The sequence below is a fragment of the Actinomadura livida genome (assembly GCF_014648675.1).
Lineage (GTDB): Bacteria > Actinomycetota > Actinomycetes > Streptosporangiales > Streptosporangiaceae > Spirillospora > Spirillospora livida.
The window spans coordinates 276,638-293,201 of sequence record NZ_BMRO01000004.1 but is presented as its reverse complement, the minus strand read 5'-3'; the positions used below and the strand labels follow the sequence as shown (position 1 = coordinate 293,201).

Here is a 16,564-nt window from a genome sequence, read left to right as displayed (position 1 = left end):
ACGGTGTGGCGCATGGTGGTTCCATCGAGCCGGAAGGCGCACGATCCAAGCCACGGAGGCGACCATGCGCAAGATCATCAACTCGACGTACATCTCGCTCGACGGCGTCATCGAGAACCCGCAGAACTGGACCTCGGCCTACTTCCAGGACGAGGCCGCCGCCTACGCCCAGGAACTCCTGTTCTCCTGCGGCGCCCTGCTGATGGGCCGCGCCACCTACGACGGCTTCGCGCAGGCGTGGCCGGCCATGGAGGAGGCCACCGGCGACTTCGGCGTCCGGATGAACACGCTCCCGCACTACGTGGTGTCCGACTCCCTGGAGAAGCCGGGGTGGGGCGACACGAAGGTGATCAAGCGGGCGGACACCGTCGCCGAGCTCACCAAGCTGAAGGAGCAGGACGGCCAGGACATCCTGCAGTACGGGTTCGGCGCGGTGTCGCGGACGCTTGTCGAGAACGGGCTGCTGGACGAGCTGCGCCTGTGGATCCACCCGGTGTTCGTCGGTACCGGCGACCCGGCGGAACTGGTCACCCGCGAGAACTTCGCCGCGTCGTTCGAACTGGCCGGCACCACGACGTTCAAGACCGGCGTCATCGTCGCGACCTACCGTCCGGCCGCCGCGTAGCGCGGGGGCGAAGACGGGCGGGAGGCCGGGCGGGAGACGCCCGGCCTTCGCGCGTCCGGCAGGCCGCCGGACGGGTCAGGAGAGGCGGTCCTCGATCTCGTGGAGCATGGAGAGGGTGCGCGTCGGCGGCTCGGCCTGGACGCCGAGGCGGTTCAGGACGTCCCGGTACCGGATGATGTCGGAGGCCCGGTCCGGGTAGAGCGCGCCGGTGAGCTGCTCCAGGTAGACGACGTCGGGCAGGTCGGGCTCGGCGAACCGCAGCAGCGTCATCGGGCCGCCCTCGGCCGCGTGGCCGCCGACGGAGAACGGCAGGACCTGGAGCGTGATGTTCGGCCGGCCCGCCATCTCGATGAGGTACCGGATCTGCGCGCGCATCGTCTCGGCGCCGCCGACCACGCGGCGCAGCGCCGCCTCGTCGAGGATCGCCCACAGCTTCAGCGGGTCGGGGCGGTCGAACACGCGGCGCCGCCGCATCCGCAGCTCGACCCGCCGCTCGACCTCGTCCCCGGACGCCTCCGGGTGCCTGACCGCGATCAGGGCGCGGGCGTAGTCGGCGGTCTGCAGGAGCTCCGGGACCTCCTGGACCTCGTAGACGCGGACGACCACGGCCCCCTGCTCCAGCCCCAGGTAGGGCTCGAACCAGCCGGGCACCACGTCGCCGTACTCCTGCCACCAGCCCGGGACGTTCGCGTACTCGGCCAGTTCCAGCAGCGGCTCGCGGCGCTCCGGGTCGGTCACGCCGTAGAGGGTCAGCAGGTCGGCGACGTCGCGCTCCTTGAAGCCGACGCGGCCCAGCTCCATCCGGCTGATCTTGGAGTGCGAGGCCCGGATCTCGTATCCGGCGGCCTCGGTGGAGATCCCGGCGGCCTCGCGGAAGCGGCGCAGCTGCGCGCCGACCAGCATCCGCAGCACCGTCGGGCCGGCGGTCCGGTACTCCTGCGCGGGGGCGACCGGGGCCGCCTCGTCCGGAGGTTCGCCCGCGCTCACGACCCGCACCCCACGGCACCAGTCACCGGATCTGCCACGGAACGCCTCCTCCGACGCGCAAGAACCTTTCCACCCAGAGAAGTTACTCGTAAGTTCCCCACTTGCCCACCGGGACGAGATGTCAAGTTTGTGGCGATTCGGGCGGTTATGTTGAGCTTCCGCCATCGGCGCCCCCCCGACCTGGAACGATACGCGTCCGGGAAAAAATCTGGAAGAAGTCGGAAGGAATGTCGATCCGGTCACTCCTTCTTCGACGCGTCAGCGAGGCCGGAGGGACCGGCCCGCGAACACAGGGAGACGACATGCGGTTCCTGATGATGACGACGGACACCGGCGAGCAGGGTCCGCCCGACGAGAAGCTGCAGATGGAGATGGGCCAGTTCATCGAGGAGATGTCCAAGGCCGGGGTGCTGCTGGCCACCGGCGGGCTGGAGCCGGGCGGCGCCCGCATCAACTCGTCCGGCGGCAAGGTCACCGTGACCGACGGCCCGTTCACCGAGGCCAAGGAGGCCGTCGTCGGGTTCGCGCTGATCGAGACGCGCAGCCGCGAGGAGGCCATCGAGCTGTCCAAGCGGTTCTGGCAGATCGTCGGGGACGGCGCGGGCGTCATCAAGCAGGTCTTCAGCCCCGGGGACCCCATGCCGGGGGCCTGAGGGCCGAACTTGCGCGGCGGCCGGTGCGGGTGCTCTCATCGGCAGCGTGGGGGCCTCAGGTGTACACGCGAGCATCGATGCGGTGTGGCGGCTGGAGGCCGCCCGGATCATCGCCGGTCTCGCCCGCATGGTGCACGACATCGGGCTCGCCGAGGAACTCGCGCAGGACGCGCTGGTCGCCGCGCTCGAGCAGTGGCCTGAGTCAGGCGTCCCGGACAACCCGGGCGCCTGGCTCATGGCCGTCGGCAAGCGCCGCGCCATCGACCGGATCCGCCGGCAGCGCCGCTACGAGGACAAGCTGGCGGAGATCGGGCGCGACACCGAGTCGCAGGCCCCGCCGGAGATCGACGTCCCCGACGACGAGCACATCGAGGACGACGTCCTCCGCCTGGTGTTCACCGCCTGCCACCCCGTCCTGTCCACGCAGGCCAGGGCCGCGCTGACACTGCGGATGCTCGGCGGGCTCACCACCGACGAGATCGCGCGGGCGTTCCTCACGTCCGAGCCGACCGTCGCGCAGCGGATCGTCCGCGCCAAGCGGACCCTGTCGGACGCGGGCGTCCCCTTCGAGGTCCCCGAGGGCCCGGACCGCGCCGCCCGGCTGTCCTCGGTGCTGGAGGTCGTCTACCTGATCTTCAACGAGGGCTACACGGCGACGTCCGGCGACGACTGGGTGCGGACGGACCTGTGCCAGGAGGCGCTGCGCCTCGGCCGGATCCTCGCCGGGCTGGCCCCCGAGGAGCCCGAGGTGCACGGGCTCGTCGCGCTGATGGAGATCCAGGCGTCCCGCACCAGGGCCCGCACCGGCCCGTCCGGCGAGCCCGTCCCGATCCTCGACCAGGACCGCGGCCGCTGGGACCGCCTCCTCATCCACCGGGGCTTCGCCGCCCTGCTCCGCGCGAAGGCCATCGGCGAGCCGCCCGGCCCGTACGTCCTGCAGGCGGCGATCGCCGCCTGCCACGCGCAGGCGCCCGCGCCCGAGGACACCGACTGGACACAGATCGCGTCGCTGTACGGCATCCTCGCGAGCGTCGCCCCGTCCCCCGTCGTGGACCTGAACCGCGCGGTGGCGGCCGGCATGGCGCACGGCCCGGCCGAGGGCCTCGCCGTCGCCGACAAGCTCGCGGACGAGCCGTCCCTGCGCGGCTACCACCTGCTGCCGAGCGTGCGCGGCGACCTGCTCGCCCGGCTCGGCCGCGCGGCCGAGGCCCGCGCGCAGTTCGAACGCGCCGCGGAGCTCACCCGCAACGCCGCCGAGCGCAAGATACTGCTGGACCGCGCCGCCAAGGCCGGAGAAGGAGAGGGGAACCGGTGATCGCTCGTTCGGACGTCGACGCCGCCGCGGCGCGCGTCGCGGGCCATGTCCGCAGGACGCCGCTGCTGGAGGTCGATCCGGCGCCGCTCGCGCCGGCCGCCCGGATGTGGCTGAAGCTCGAACTGACGCAGCACACCGGGTCGTTCAAGCCGCGCGGCGCGTTCAACCATGTGCTGGCCGCGCGGGAGGCGGGACGGCTCCCCGCGTCCGGCATCGTCGCCGCCTCCGGGGGCAACGCGGGTCTCGCCTTCGCGTACGCGGCGGCGCGGGCCGGGGTCCCCGCCGAGGTGTTCGTCCCCGAGACGGCGCCCGCGGTGAAGGTCGCCCGGCTCCGCGCGCTCGGCGCGGCCGTCACCCAGGTCGGCACCCGGTACGCGCAGGCGCAGGAGGCCGCGGCCAAGCGCGCCGCCGACACCGGCGCGCTGTCCTGCCACGCCTACGACCTGCCGGAGGTGTGCGCCGGGCAGGGCACGCTCGGGCTGGAGATCCTGGAGCAGACCGGCGGCGAGGTCGACACCGTGCTGCTCGCGGTCGGCGGCGGCGGGCTGATGGCGGGCGTCGCCACCGCGCTGGAGGGCCGCGCCCGCGTCGTCGGCGTCGAGCCCGAGCGCATCCCCACCCTCGAACGCGCCCTGCACGCGGGGCGCCCGGTCGCCGTGGACGTCTCCGGGATCGCCGCCGACTCCCTCGGCGCCACCCGGCTCGGCGACATCGCGTTCTCGGTCGCGTCCCGGACGGGGGTGCGGCCCGTCCTCGTCTCCGAGGAGGCGATCGTCGCCGCGCGCCGCCTCGTCTGGGACGAGTACCGGCTGGTCGTCGAGCACGGGACCGCCACCGCCGTCGCCGCGCTGCGCACCGGCGCCTACCGTCCCGCGCCCGGCGAACGCGTCGTGGTCGTCCTGTGCGGGGCGAACACCGACCCGTCCGACCTGGTCTGACCCGCCCGGCGCGGGAGGCCGGTCAGCCGAGCAGGTCGGCGAGGGTCTCGCGGCGGGACGGGTGGCGCAGCTTGTGCATGCCCTTCGACTCGATCTGCCGGATGCGCTCGCGCGTCACCCCGTAGACCTTGCCGACCTCTTCGAGCGTCTTGGGCTCGCCGCCGGCCAGGCCGAACCGCATCGAGATCACGCCCGCCTCCCGCTCGGTGAGCGTCTCCAGGACCGCGTCGAGGCGGCCGCGCAGCATCGAGGACGCGACGACGTCGGCGGGGTCGCCGCCGTCCGGGTCCTCGATGACGTCGCCGAGCTCGCCGTCGCCGTCCTCGCCGAGCGGGGTGTGCAGGGACAGCGGCTCGCGGGCCTGGCGCCGCAGCCACTCCACCTTCTCGGGCGTGACGTCCAGCTCGACGGCCAGTTCCCGCGAGGTCGGCTCGCGGCCGAGGTCCTGCGCCATCCGCCGCCGGACCCGCGTCATCCGGTTGAGGACCTCGACGACGTGGACGGGGATGCGGATCGTGCGGCTCTGGTCGGCCAGCGCGCGGCTGATCGCCTGCTTGATCCACCAGACGGCGTAGGTGGAGAACTTCAGGCCGCGGCGGTACTCGAACTTCTCCACGGCGCGGATGAGCCCGAGGTTGCCCTCCTGGACGAGGTCGGTCAGCGGGAGGCCGTGGCCCATGTAGCGCTTGGCGAGGGAGACGACGAGGCGGAGGTTGGCCTCGACCATGTGCTCCTTGGCGCGGCTCCCGTCGGCGGCGATCCATTCGAGGTCGGCGCGGTCCTGGAGGCTGAGCTCGTCGCCGAGCCGTTCGAGGCGCTCGCGGGCGAAGAGCCCGGCCTCGATGCGCTTGGCCAGCTCGACCTCCTGCTCGGCGGTGAGCAGCGCGGTGCGCCCGATGCGGGAGAGGTAGTCCTTCATCGGGTCGACGAGGTTCACGGTGGCGCGGTTGTACGCGCTCCGAGCGTGGCTGGCGTTCAGGATGGTGTCCTTTGCTCGTCCAGCTGGTGCTCGACCAGGTTTCTGCCCGGGTGCATCCCCGGCCGGGAGGGAACGGCTCACGCGATCTCGGTACCCGGCCGCACGGCGGCATAATCCCTCGCGGCCGTCAGCTGTCGGCCACCGCGGCGGGCGCCCTCCTCCGGGTGCTCCGCCGGAGGGCGCCCGCTCCGGCTACGCCTGGAGGACCAGCAGGAGGTCACCCGCCTGGACGGGGGTCGTCTCCGGGACGGCGAGCCGGGCCACGGTCCCGGCGATCGGCGCGGTGATCGCGGCCTCCATCTTCATCGCCTCGATGGTGGCGACGACGTCGCCGGCCGCGACCTCGTCGCCCTTGGCCGCGCGCAGGGTCACCGAGCCGTCGAAGGGCGCGGCGACGTGGCCGGGCTCGCCGGGGTCGGCGCGCTCGACCGGCGGCGCGTCGGACACGACGGACTTGTCGCGGACGGAGAGCGTCCGGAGCTGCCCGTTCACCGTGCAGATGACCTGCCGGACGCCCGCCTCGTCGATGTCGCCGACCGCCTCCAGCCCGGCCAGGACGCGCACGCCGGGTTCGAGGTCGAACGCGACCTCGTGCCCGGCGCGGAGCCCGAAGAGGAACGGGCCGGTGGGCAGGACGGACAGGTCGCCGTAGGCCGCGCGCATCTCGCGGTAGTCCTTGGCCGGGCCGGGGAAGAGGAGCCGGTCCAAGGTGTCGCGCACTTCGGGTCCGGCCAGTGCCTTCTCCTCTGCGCCTGTGAGCTCGGCGCGTACACCACGCACTTGCCGGGGGGCCTGGGGGGTCGACCCCCCAGCATGAGACGTCGTGTACTGGCGTCCGGCCAGGGCCTTGGTGCGGAACGGCTCGGGCCAGCCGCCGGGCGGGTCGCCCAGCTCGCCGTTCAGGAACCCGATGACGCTGTCGGGGATGTCGTAGCGGTCGGGGTTGGCGGCGAAGTCGTCCGGGTCGGCGCCCGCGGCGACCAGGTGCAGCGCCAGGTCGCCGACGACCTTGCTGGACGGGGTGACCTTCACCAGGCGCCCGAGGATCTTGTCGGCCGCCGCGTACAGCCGCTCGATCTCCTCGAAGCGGTCGCCGAGCCCGAGCGCCACGGCCTGCTGCCGCAGGTTGGACAGCTGGCCGCCCGGGATCTCGTGCTCGTAGACGCGCCCGGTCGGCGACGGGAGGCCCATCTCGAACGGCGCGTAGAGCTTCCGGACGGCCTCCCAGTACGGCTCCATGACGGTCAGCGCGTCCAGGTCGATCCCGGTGGCGTGGTCGGTGAAGTCGGTGGCCGCCACGATCGCCTGCAGCGGCGGCTGGCTGGTGGTGCCCGAGAGCGGCGCCGCGGCCCCGTCGACGGCGTCGACACCCGCCTCGATGGCGGCGATGTAGGTGCCGATCTGGCCGCCCGCGGTGTCGTGGGTGTGCAGGTGGACGGGCAGGTCGAAACGCTCGCGGAGGGCCGCGACCAGCGTGCGGGCGGCGGGGGCGCGGAGCAGGCCGGCCATGTCCTTGATGCACAGGATGTGCACCCCGGCCTCCACGAGCTGCTCTGCGAGGCGCAGGTAGTAGTCGAGGGTGTAGAGGCGCTCGTCCGGGGACGACAGGTCGCCGGTGTAGCAGAGGGTCCCCTCTACGAGCGCGTGGGTCTGGAGCGCGGCGTCGATGGCGGGACGCATGCACTCCACATCGTTCAGGGCGTCGAACACACGGAAGATGTCGACTCCGGTACTGGCCGCTTCGCGGATGAACGCGCGGGCCACCGAATCGGGGTACGGCGTGTATCCGACGGTGTTGCGGCCCCGCAGGAGCATCTGGATGCACAGGTTCGGGGCGGCCTCACGGATCGCGGCCAGCCTGTCCCAGGGCGATTCGCCCAGGAAGCGGAGCGCGACGTCGTAGGTGGCCCCGCCCCACGCCTCCAGGGAGAGCAGCTGCGGTGTCATGCGGGCGAGGTAGGGCGCGGCGGACAGCAGGTCGTAAGTGCGTACTCGCGTGGCCAGGAGCGACTGGTGCGCGTCCCGGAACGTGGTGTCGGTGACGGCCAGGGCGCTCTGGTTCCGCAGCTGCTCGGCGAACGCGCGCGCGCCGAGAGCCATCAGCCGGTCACGGGAGCCCTCTGGGAACGGGCGGTCCGCGTCGAGCGGCGGAAGCTTGGTCGCGGGGTCCAGGTCGGTGGGCGCGTCACCGTGCGGCTTGTTGACGGTGACGTCCGCCAGGTACCGGACGAGCCGCGTCGCGCGGTCGCCGCTGGAACGGGCCGTGAGCAGCTCGGGGTGCTCGGCGATGTAGCCGGTCGTGACGCCGCCCGCGCGGAAGTCCGGCTCGTCGAGCAGGGCCCGCAGGAACGGGATGTTGGACGCGACGCCCCGGATGCGGAACTCGGCGACGGCCCGGCGCGCCCGCCGCACCGCCTCCTCGAACGTCCGGCCGCGGCAGGTCAGCTTGACCAGCAGCGAGTCGAAGTGGGGGCTGACGATCGCGCCGCCGTAGGCCGTGCCGGTGTCCAGCCGGACGCCCGCGCCGCCCGGCGACCGGTACGCCGAGATCTTGCCGGTGTCGGGGCGGAAGTCGTTGGCGGGGTCCTCGGTGGTGATGCGGCACTGCACGGCGAAGCCGCTGACCGTCACCTCCTCCTGGACGATGCCGAGGTCGGCGAGGCTCTCGCCGCCCGCGATGCGCAGCTGGCTCTGCACCAGGTCGATGCCGGTGACCTCCTCGGTCACGGTGTGCTCGACCTGGATCCGCGGGTTCATCTCGATGAAGACGTGCTCGCCCCGGTCGTTCACCAGGAACTCGACGGTGCCCGCGTTCTCGTAGCCGACCTCTCGGGCGAACTTGACCGCGTCCTCGCAGAGCCGCCGCGTCACCTCCGCGTCCAGCCGCGGCGCGGGCGCGATCTCCACGACCTTCTGGTGGCGGCGCTGCACCGAGCAGTCGCGCTCGCGCAGGTGGACGACGCTCCCGGCGCCGTCGGCGAGGACCTGCACCTCGATGTGGCGGGGCCGGTCCACCGCCTGCTCCAGGAACACCGCCGGGTCGCCGAACGCGCTCTGCGCCTCGCGGCGCGCCGCGTCCACGGCGGCCTCCAGTTCCGCCCGGTCGTCGACGCGGCGCAGCCCGCGCCCGCCGCCGCCGGCCGCGGCCTTCACGAACAGCGGGAACCCGATCTCGTCGGCCGCCGCGAGCTCCGCGCCGGGCTCGGGCGTCGCCGAGCGCGGCACCGGCAGGCCCGCGCGCCGCGCCGCCGCGACCGCCTCGATCTTGTTGCCGGCCAGGCTCAGCACGGACGACGGCGGCCCGACGAACCTGATCCCGTTGCGCTCGCACGCCTCGGCCAGCTCGGGGCTCTCCGACAGGAACCCGTAGCCGGGGTAGACCGCGTCGGCGCCGACGCGCAGCGCGGTCTCCACGATGCCGTCCACGTCCAGGTAGGCCCGGACGGGGTGGCCGCGCTCGCCGATCTCGTACGCCTCGTCCGCCTTCTGCCGGTGCAGCGACAGCCGGTCCTCGTGCGCGTACACGGCGACGCTGGCGATGCCCAGCTCGTAGGCGGCGCGGAGCGCGCGCACGGCGATCTCACCGCGGTTGGCGACGAGCAGCTTTCTGATCACGTATCTCTCCCAGGAGACGGCTTCGGGCGCGTCCGCCCGCATCCGATGGCCTCCCGGGCTCGGCGCTGAGCCTCGGCGGTGAGCGGTACCTGGTCGGCGGGCGAACCGAATCTTCGGATACCTACCCAGTTGAGCGGCCGGACGAGCCCCCTGGGCCGCCCCTAAGTTGTGAACAATGTGACAGAACACGCCTTGTGGTGAAAATGGGCCGTTATTCTCCACGCCCCGGTGTTGGTCGGCCCCCCTCGTTAGGCTGTGCCGCCCGATTGGGTGTGCCAGAGGGGGAGAGCGTGCGGTTGCCGGAGCATCTGGAACTTCTCGTGTCCGACGAGCCCGTCATGGACCTGTACGCGCACGGCCCGTGGCGCGTCCCGGACGGGCTGTACGACGAGATCCGCGACCGCATCGACGCCTTCGTGGCGGATCCGCGCTGCGCCCCGCTGACCACCGGCCAGCACGGCATGATGAAGAACCCGGCGCCGCTGATCGCCGCCGAGCTGATCAGCGTGCTCGCCTACCTGCCGGGCGCCGGCGCCGTCTACTCCGGCCCCTTCACGAAGCTGTACCACGAGCTGTTCGGCCGCTTCATGAGCACGCCGCTCGACCCGAAGAAGCTGGGCTCCTGGAGCGGCCTCGCCGGGGAGTTCCGGCCGTTCGAATGGCTGGAGGACTGCCGCGACCAGGAGCTGGCGCTCACCCTGGCGCGCGAGTCGCTCGGCGTCTTCGATGGCCTGGAGCCCTTCGAGCGCCGCCGCCAGGCCATCGCGAAGCTGTACGGCGACCCGCCGGACGGCGACTGGCTCGGCCTCTCGGCGGAGCGCCGGCGCGACCTGTGGACGGCCAAGGCCGACGACGGCGTCTTCGAAGCCCTGCCCGAGCTGCACGGACCCATCGGCTACCTGGAATGGGTGTGCTCCGGCCTCCTGCCCGTCCACGAGCACCTGCGCGAGATCGCCCCGCACGGTGAGGACGCCGACCAGCTCCTCGTCCACCTGCTGCTGCAGGCCGGGAAGAGCCAGGTCCCCGCCGAACTGGCCGTCGTCCTCACCGAGGACCGGTACGGCGACCTGCTCGGGCGCTTCGAGGACAGGCGCGGCTCGTTCAAGGCGGACGCGTGGTCGGTGGACGAGTGGGCGTGGCTCGCTCGGGGCCTCGGCGCCGGAGCGATCGACGTCTGCCGCGGCTGGCTCGACATGGCGGTCCGCTTCACCGCGGCCGTCCAGGGGCTGCCCGGCGTGCCGGCCAGGCCCGACCCGGTTTGGGTCCCGGTCGCCGGGTTCGAGGAGGACGTCCGCCGCCTGTTCACCCCCCGGCGCCGGATCGTCAACCCGCTCGCCGCGGGCCTCGGCGCGGGCCACGGCACGGGCCACGGCACGGGCCACGGCACGGGCGGGTCCCGGCCGCGCGGCGGCGCCCGCACCCGCGTGAAGGTGGAGACCGACCTCGTCGGCCAGCCGGAGGTCGTCGCCGCGCTGGAGGAGATCGCGAGCGGGCCGGGGCCGGTCCGGCTGATGATCGTCGGCCCGGACGGCACCGGCAAGCGCGACGCCGCCCAGGAGATCGTCCGGCTCGTCCAGCGGCACGGCCTCGCCGACCCGCCGCTGTGGCTGGCCGGCGACTTCTTCGCCGCCAAGGAGGTCTCCGCCGCCACCGTGCACCTCCACAACGACGCGCGGGACAGCGCCGGGGTGCGGCTCATGGTCATCGACGGCCTCGACGACATGTCGAAGGACGACCGCAGCGGCGAGGCCATCCTGGAGCAGTTGCACCGGGCCCTCGACGTCCACGACGACCTCCACGTCGTCGCGCTGTGCGAACCGGGTGGAGACGACCGGATCCGGGAGGTCAACCCCGGGCTCGCCTTGCGGTTCCAGGTCGCCCGCACGCGCCCGTTCACCGCGGAGGGCTACGCGGAGTTGTTCAACCGGGCCGTCCAGCAGCGCGGGGCGCGCGCACAAGCGCGCCCTGACGGCCGCGGGCCAGCTTCTCGTGGGCACGCCGCCCGTCCGCAACCTGCGGAACGCCCGCCTCGCGCAGCGGCTCGCCGACATCGTCGTGGAATCCGTCCGCGAACGGACGGAACCCGGCGAGGAACTCGTCGTCAAGCGGCCCGACGTCCCCGCCTCGTTCGACTCCCCCGGCGCCGACCCGATGGCGGAACTCGAAGCGCTCACCGGCCTCGGCTCCGTCAAGCAGGAGATCGAGCTCCTCGTCGCCGGCGCGAAGGCCACGAAGATGCGGCGCGACGCCGGGGTGCCCGTCCCCGCCCCGCCCGCCCGGCACATGGTGTTCACCGGCAACCCCGGCACGGGCAAGACCGTCGTGGCCCGGCTGTTCGCGCGCATCCTCAAGGACCTCGGGGTGCTGACGTCCGGGCACCTCGTCGAGGCGACCCGCTCGACGCTCGTCGGCCAGTACCTCGGCGAGACCTCCGTGAAGACGCGGAACGTGGTGCAGCGCGCCCTCGGCGGCGTCCTGTTCATCGACGAGGCGTACTCGCTCTACCAGGAGGGCGTGGAGGAGGACTTCGGCCCCGAGGCCATCGCCGAACTGCTGAAGTTCATGGAGAACCACCGCGACGACCTCGTCGTCATCGTCGCCGGATACGAGCGGGAGATGCGGCGGTTCATCGCGTCCGACCCCGGTCTGGCGTCCCGGTTCCCCGGCACGGTCCGGTTCCCGGACTTCACCGACGGGGAGCTGATCGAGATCTTCTCCACCCAGGTGAAGTCCGCCGGCCTCGAACTGGCGCCGGGCGCCCGCGACCGGGTGGCCGACCTGCTCCGCCGCGCCCCGCGCGGCCGCTCGTTCGGCAACGCCCGCACCATGCGCAACCTGTGCGAGCGCGCCACCGTCCTCCAGGCCCGCCGCATCACCGCCCTGCGCAAGCCCACCCCGGAGGAACTGTCCGCGCTCCTCGCCGAGGACATCCCGGACACGCTGAGCGGCGCCACCCGCGTCCGGCCCGTCACCGACCCGCTCGCCGAGCTCGACGGGCTCATCGGCCTCGCGGACGTGAAGAAGGAGGTGCACCGCCTCGCCGCCGAGGCCCGCGCCGGCGACCTGCGCCGCGCCGCCGGGCAGCAGGTCACCGTCCCGACCCGGCACATGGTGTTCACCGGCAACCCCGGCACCGCGAAGACGACGGTCGCCCGCCTCGTCGCCTCCGCCTACGCCGATCTCGGGCTGCTGTCGTCCGGGCACCTCGTCGAGGTCGCCCGCGCCGACCTCATCGGCTCCTACATCGGCCAGACCGCCCCGCGGGTGCGGGCCGCCGTCGAGCAGGCCCTCGGCGGCGTCCTGTTCATCGACGAGGCGTACTCCCTCGCGGGCGACTCCTACACCCAGGAGGCCGTCTCCACGCTCGTCCAGCTCATGGAGGAGTACCGCAGCGACCTCGTCGTGATCGCCGCGGGCTACGAGCGGGAGATGGAGTCCTTCCTCGCCGCGAACTCCGGGCTCGCGTCCCGCTTCCCGAAGCGCGTCGCCTTCCCCGACTACTCCGACGACGAGCTGGTCCAGATCTTCGAGCACCTCGCCGCCGCGGAGGGGCTCCGCCTGGGCCCCGGCGTCCCCGCGCGGCTGCGCACGCTGATCCGCGACGTCCCGCGCGGGCCCGCGTTCGGGAACGGGCGCCTCATGCGCAACCTCCTCGACGCCGCGGTCGCCGCCCAGTCCGAACGCCTCACCGACTCGTCGGACGCGGCCGAGCTGTCCACCCTGGCGGCCGGCGACCTGGAGCCCGCCGGGTCCGCGGCGCCCGCCGAGGGGCCGGGGCTGTACCTCTGACCGTTCAGCGGCGGGCGCGCCACAGGCGGACGGCCACGACGGCCGCCGCGACGAGCGCGCCCGCCACGAACCCGGTGAGGAAGCTCGTGCGGGACTCCTCCGGGGCGAACACGCCCCAGACCGCGCACACGGCGGCGATGAAGGCGGCGTAGGCGAACCTCGGGCGTGCCGAACTCGTCCCGCGGATCGATCCCGGACTCGGCGACGTAGGCGGCCAGGTAGATAGGGCGGGAGAGGCAGCGACCGGAGCCGGCCGGTGGAAAAAGCGGCGATCACTCGGAATACGAGGGAAAATCTTGCAGTTGCAACTAACGTCGACGAACTCACGGAGGCCGGTCTTGCCCAGCAGCATCCCCAGAACCCGTTCCAGCGCCCACGCGAACGTGAAGACGACGTCGTTGCGCGCCCTGATGGTCGCCGCGCGACTCGAGCGCGGCCACGCCGAGGCCGGCCGACGAGGCCACGCCGAGGAGGGCCCGCCGGGCAATGGGAACGGCCGGGCGGAGCAGTTCCCAGAGCGGCGGACTCCCGACCCGGCCTGACATCGTCCGTTCCGGCCCTGCCCGAGCCGGACACCGCACAGCCCCCGTGCCCGCCACGGGGGCTTCGTTGTATCCGGGGCTGCTAGGAGCCCGCCACGTCGAAGAGAGCGCGGACGGCGGCGCGCGTGCGTTCCGCGCCCACGTTCTCGATCATCGCGGTCAGGTGCTCCGCGCTGAGGACGGCGAGCAGCGCGTGCGCCAGCGCGTCCCCGTCGGCGACGATCTGGTCGAGCAGGATCGTCACGTGCCGGTGCCAGAAGCCGTAGGCGCCGATGCGGTACCGGGCGCCCGGCGAGGCCGTCTCGGACATGCGCACCAGGGACAGGTGCTCCAGGACGTAGTCCAGGTAGGCGTCGGCGAAGGCGTGCAGGCGCTCGGCGGGCGGGACGGCCTCGCCCCGGCCGCCCGGCCCGAGCGGGGACGGGCCGGACAGGATCGCGTCCTGGAGTTCGCGCTCGCGCTCGTCCAGGAGCGCCACGGCCAGGCCCGCCTTGTCGCCGAAGCGGCGGAAGAGCGTCCCCTTGCCGACGCCCGCGGCGGCGGCGACCGCGTCCATCGAGACCGACTCGACGCCGTGCCGGGCGAACATCGCCGCGGCCGCTTCGAGGACCTTCACCCGGTTGCGCGCGGCGTCCGCGCGCTCCTTGGGCGGGGGCGTCCGCATCAGCTCCAGGTCGACGCTCCTCCCGGCGGGACCGCGGTCCATCACTGCACGCCCTCTCAACCCGCTTGAATCGGACTGTAGTCCTGTTAACCAAGGTAGTGCCATGGGCTAGATCAACTGCTCCGCGGAGCACCTACCATCTTGTGTCCATAGTCTTGCGGGGACGCCCGGGGTGGTGCGGCGATGTTCCGCCGATGAGCCGAAAGTGACAATGCACCGATAGTGACGGGGAGCGAATGGCGTGACGGACAGGACGATGCCGGATGCCCATCCACTGCGGTCGGGGGATCCGACCCGGCTGGGCGGGTACGAGATCCTCGGCCGCCTGGGCGAGGGCGGCCAGGGCGCCGTCTTCCTCGGCCGCCCCGCCGGTGAGTCCGCGGGCGGCGCCGCCGAGGACGGCCTCGCCGTCGAGGACCACGTCGCCATCAAGCTCCTGCACGGCGGGCTCGCGGGGGACGAGTCCGCCCGCGCGCGCTTCGTCCGCGAACTTGAAGTCGCCAAGCGGGTGGCGCGGTTCTGCACCGCGCAGGTCATAGACGCCGACGTCGCCGGGGACCAGCCCTACATCGTCAGTGAGTACGTCCCAGGCGTTTCTTTGCACCATGTCGTGCGCACGGAGGGGCCGCGCAGGGGCGGGGCGCTAGAACGGCTCGCCATCAGCACCCTGACGGCGCTCACCGCGATCCATCAGGCCGGGATCGTGCACCGCGACTTCAAGCCCCACAACGTGATGATGGGGCCGGACGGCCCACGGGTCATCGACTTCGGCGTGGCGCGCGCGCTGGGCGCGGCGGGGGAAACGCAGAACGTCGGTACTCCCGCCTACATGGCGCCCGAGCATTTCACCGGCGGTGAGGTCAGCACGGCCTCCGACATGTTCGCCTGGGGCACGACCATGGTGTTCGCCGCCACGGGACGTCCCGCGTTCGGCAACGACGAGCTGGCGACGGTCATGCACCGGATCCTGACCGCCGAGCCGGACCTCGGCGACCTGCCCAGCCCGATGCGCGAACTCGTCGAGGCGTGCCTGGCCAAGGAGCCCGCGCAGCGCCCGACCGCCCGCGAGGCCCAGGAACGGCTGGTGGGGGCCGCCAGCGGGGCGTCTTCGGCGACGCCGTCCGTCCAGCCGCTGCCCGCGTTCCCCGGGCTCCCGGCCGAGGCCCCCGGGCACCACGCGGGCGCGGCGCCGGGTTCCACGGATCCGCACGCCGGCCCGTCCGCGATGGCCGGTGCGGTCCTGCCGCCCGACCCGGTCACCGATCCGTCCGGTGTCAGGGGCCACACGGCCCCGCAGCCGCCGCCCTTCGGCGCGCTGCCGGGCCCCCAGGGGCACCACGCCGGCCCGCCCCCGCCCGCCCCTCCCGTCCATGGATCGGGCGGTAAGAAGCGCGGTCTCGTCGTCCCGATCGCGGCGGCCGTCGCCGTGGCCGCCGTCATCGCGGGCGGCGCCGCCTGGGCCGCCACGAGGTCCGGCGGCGAGGACGACCGGCGGTTGGCCGCGTCCGGTCAGGACGGCGGAGCGCAGGGCGGCGCGGAGGCGGCGAACGGCGCGGAGGGGCAGGCCCAGAGCCCGACGGAGGAGCAGCGCCGCAGGCAGCCGAAGGGGCAGCAGAGCCAGAGCCCGACGGCCCCGAGCAAGTCCCAGCGGCCCGGCACGCCGCAGCAGCCCGGCGGCTCGACGCCCACGAAGGGCAGCGGGGGCGGTGGAGGCGGGGACGGCGGCACCCAGCCCGGCAAGGAGCCGCCCAACAAGTTCAGCCCGCAGCAGGTGTGCAACAGCGGCGGCCATGGAGGCGGCTACTACGTGCAGCGCTCCCTGAGCGTCTCCGGCGGTACCGCCTACCTGCTCTACAACAGCTCCACCTACAACTGCGCCGTCATGATGAAGACGCAGAACGTGGGCGAGGCGTCCCCCGCGTCGGTGTGGATCCAGAAGAAGGGCGGCAGCACCATCGCCGACAGCGGGCAGTTCACCTGGTACGCGGGACCCGTGTACGTGAAGGCGCCCGGTACGTGCGTCAGGTTCGGCGGCAACGGCCGGTCGGCGCCCTACGGCAACTGCGGCTGAGCCCAGCGGGGCGGGGAGCAAGCAGGCCGGGAAGTAAGAAGGCCACCCTCGCGCCTGGGGTGGCCTCTGCTCGATGGCGGACGGGTCGACGTTCGGTGAACCGGAGCCGACCCGCCGCGATTCGATTGCCACCGCGACCTCGCCCCGGGGACTTCTGCGTCCCCGTCCCGGCCGGTCAGGTGGCGGTTGATTGGCGGTTTTCCGGAGTCATCTCAATTTCGGGAGGCGATGAGATGGTCGAAGTCGCCGTCCTTGGCTCCAAGGATCAGCGCCTCGATCTCGGGGCGGGTGTAGATCAGCGCGGGGCCGTCCGGGTGACGGGAGTTGCGCATCGCGATCCGCCCGCCCGGCAGTTCGGCGATCTCGACGCAGTTCCCCTGGGAGTT

General features: G+C 73.0%; 13 protein-coding genes and 1 pseudogene. 7 read left to right on the top strand and 7 right to left on the bottom strand.

What is annotated here, in order from left to right:
- Positions 1–64 precede the first annotated feature (64 nt).
- Positions 65–625 carry a dihydrofolate reductase family protein gene (locus IEZ03_RS11025; RefSeq protein WP_184888569.1) on the top strand — a complete coding sequence of 187 codons (561 nt, stop codon included), beginning with the start codon at positions 65–67 and terminating at the stop codon, positions 623–625.
- A gap of 75 nt (positions 626–700) precedes the next feature.
- On the opposite strand, the gene IEZ03_RS11020 is transcribed toward IEZ03_RS11025, so the two are convergent.
- Complete coding sequence (locus IEZ03_RS11020; RefSeq protein WP_373293576.1) at positions 701–1,612, bottom strand: Sco1979 family transcriptional regulator; 912 nt, start codon at positions 1,610–1,612, stop codon at positions 701–703.
- Between the two features lie 302 nt (positions 1,613–1,914).
- Here IEZ03_RS11020 and IEZ03_RS11015 point away from each other — a divergent pair, with 302 nt between their 5' ends.
- The 3 genes from IEZ03_RS11015 (at position 1,915) to IEZ03_RS11005 (ending at position 4,518) form a co-directional block, all read left to right on the top strand.
- Positions 1,915–2,265 (top strand): YciI family protein, encoded by a 351-nt coding sequence (locus IEZ03_RS11015; RefSeq protein ID WP_184888571.1) that lies wholly within the window; start codon positions 1,915–1,917, stop codon positions 2,263–2,265.
- 73 nt (positions 2,266–2,338) lie between these two features.
- Complete coding sequence (locus tag IEZ03_RS11010) at positions 2,339–3,580, top strand: RNA polymerase sigma factor (protein WP_308427964.1); 1,242 nt, start codon at positions 2,339–2,341, stop codon at positions 3,578–3,580.
- Complete coding sequence (locus IEZ03_RS11005; RefSeq protein ID WP_184888573.1) at positions 3,577–4,518, top strand: threonine/serine dehydratase; 942 nt, start codon at positions 3,577–3,579, stop codon at positions 4,516–4,518. The genes IEZ03_RS11010 and IEZ03_RS11005 overlap by 4 nt, the downstream gene beginning before the upstream one ends.
- Positions 4,519–4,540: 22 nt before the next feature.
- Here the strand turns inward: IEZ03_RS11005 and IEZ03_RS11000 are convergent.
- The 3 genes and pseudogenes from IEZ03_RS11000 to IEZ03_RS10990 all read right to left on the bottom strand — a co-directional run.
- Positions 4,541–5,443 (bottom strand): annotated as a pseudogene (locus IEZ03_RS11000) (RNA polymerase sigma factor); the annotation flags it as partial.
- 246 nt (positions 5,444–5,689) lie between these two features.
- On the bottom strand, positions 5,690–9,112 hold the full coding sequence (locus tag IEZ03_RS10995) for a pyruvate carboxylase (protein ID WP_184888576.1): 3,423 nt from the start codon (positions 9,110–9,112) through the stop codon (positions 5,690–5,692).
- 248 nt (positions 9,113–9,360) lie between these two features.
- A complete protein-coding gene (locus tag IEZ03_RS10990; RefSeq protein WP_184888578.1) occupies positions 9,361–10,899 on the bottom strand; it encodes a hypothetical protein in 1,539 nt (512 codons plus the stop codon).
- Between the two features lie 202 nt (positions 10,900–11,101).
- On the opposite strand from IEZ03_RS10990, the gene IEZ03_RS10985 reads away from it, so the two are divergent.
- Positions 11,102–12,901, top strand: a complete 1,800-nt coding sequence (locus IEZ03_RS10985) for an AAA family ATPase (protein WP_189241185.1) — start codon at positions 11,102–11,104, stop codon at positions 12,899–12,901.
- A 4-nt stretch (positions 12,902–12,905) separates the two neighbouring features.
- Here IEZ03_RS10985 and IEZ03_RS38535 read toward each other — a convergent pair whose 3' ends face one another.
- A complete protein-coding gene (locus IEZ03_RS38535) occupies positions 12,906–13,031 on the bottom strand; it encodes a hypothetical protein (RefSeq protein ID WP_268248534.1) in 126 nt (41 codons plus the stop codon).
- A 208-nt stretch (positions 13,032–13,239) separates the two neighbouring features.
- Between IEZ03_RS38535 and IEZ03_RS10980 the strand changes: the two genes are divergently transcribed.
- Positions 13,240–13,443, top strand: a complete 204-nt coding sequence (locus IEZ03_RS10980) for a hypothetical protein (RefSeq protein WP_184888582.1) — start codon at positions 13,240–13,242, stop codon at positions 13,441–13,443.
- Between the two features lie 82 nt (positions 13,444–13,525).
- Here IEZ03_RS10980 and IEZ03_RS10975 read toward each other — a convergent pair whose 3' ends face one another.
- The gene (locus IEZ03_RS10975) at positions 13,526–14,149 is read right to left on the bottom strand and encodes a TetR/AcrR family transcriptional regulator (RefSeq protein WP_184888584.1); all 624 of its coding nucleotides are present in this window, start codon (positions 14,147–14,149) and stop codon (positions 13,526–13,528) included.
- 199 nt (positions 14,150–14,348) lie between these two features.
- Between IEZ03_RS10975 and IEZ03_RS37775 the strand changes: the two genes are divergently transcribed.
- Positions 14,349–16,178 (top strand): serine/threonine protein kinase, encoded by a 1,830-nt coding sequence (locus tag IEZ03_RS37775; RefSeq protein ID WP_229808208.1) that lies wholly within the window; start codon positions 14,349–14,351, stop codon positions 16,176–16,178.
- A gap of 212 nt (positions 16,179–16,390) precedes the next feature.
- On the opposite strand, the gene IEZ03_RS10965 is transcribed toward IEZ03_RS37775, so the two are convergent.
- Positions 16,391–16,564, bottom strand: a 174-nt coding sequence (locus IEZ03_RS10965; protein ID WP_189241184.1) for a DUF397 domain-containing protein, incomplete at its 5' end; no start/stop codon positions are given.

Coding starts and splice junctions, on each gene's coding strand:
- IEZ03_RS11025 (WP_184888569.1), top strand. CDS start 65: ATGCGCAAGATCATCAACTCGACGTACATCTCGCTCGACGGCGTCATC.
- IEZ03_RS11015 (WP_184888571.1), top strand. CDS start 1,915: ATGCGGTTCCTGATGATGACGACGGACACCGGCGAGCAGGGTCCGCCC.
- IEZ03_RS10975 (WP_184888584.1), bottom strand. CDS start 14,149: ATGGACCGCGGTCCCGCCGGGAGGAGCGTCGACCTGGAGCTGATGCGG.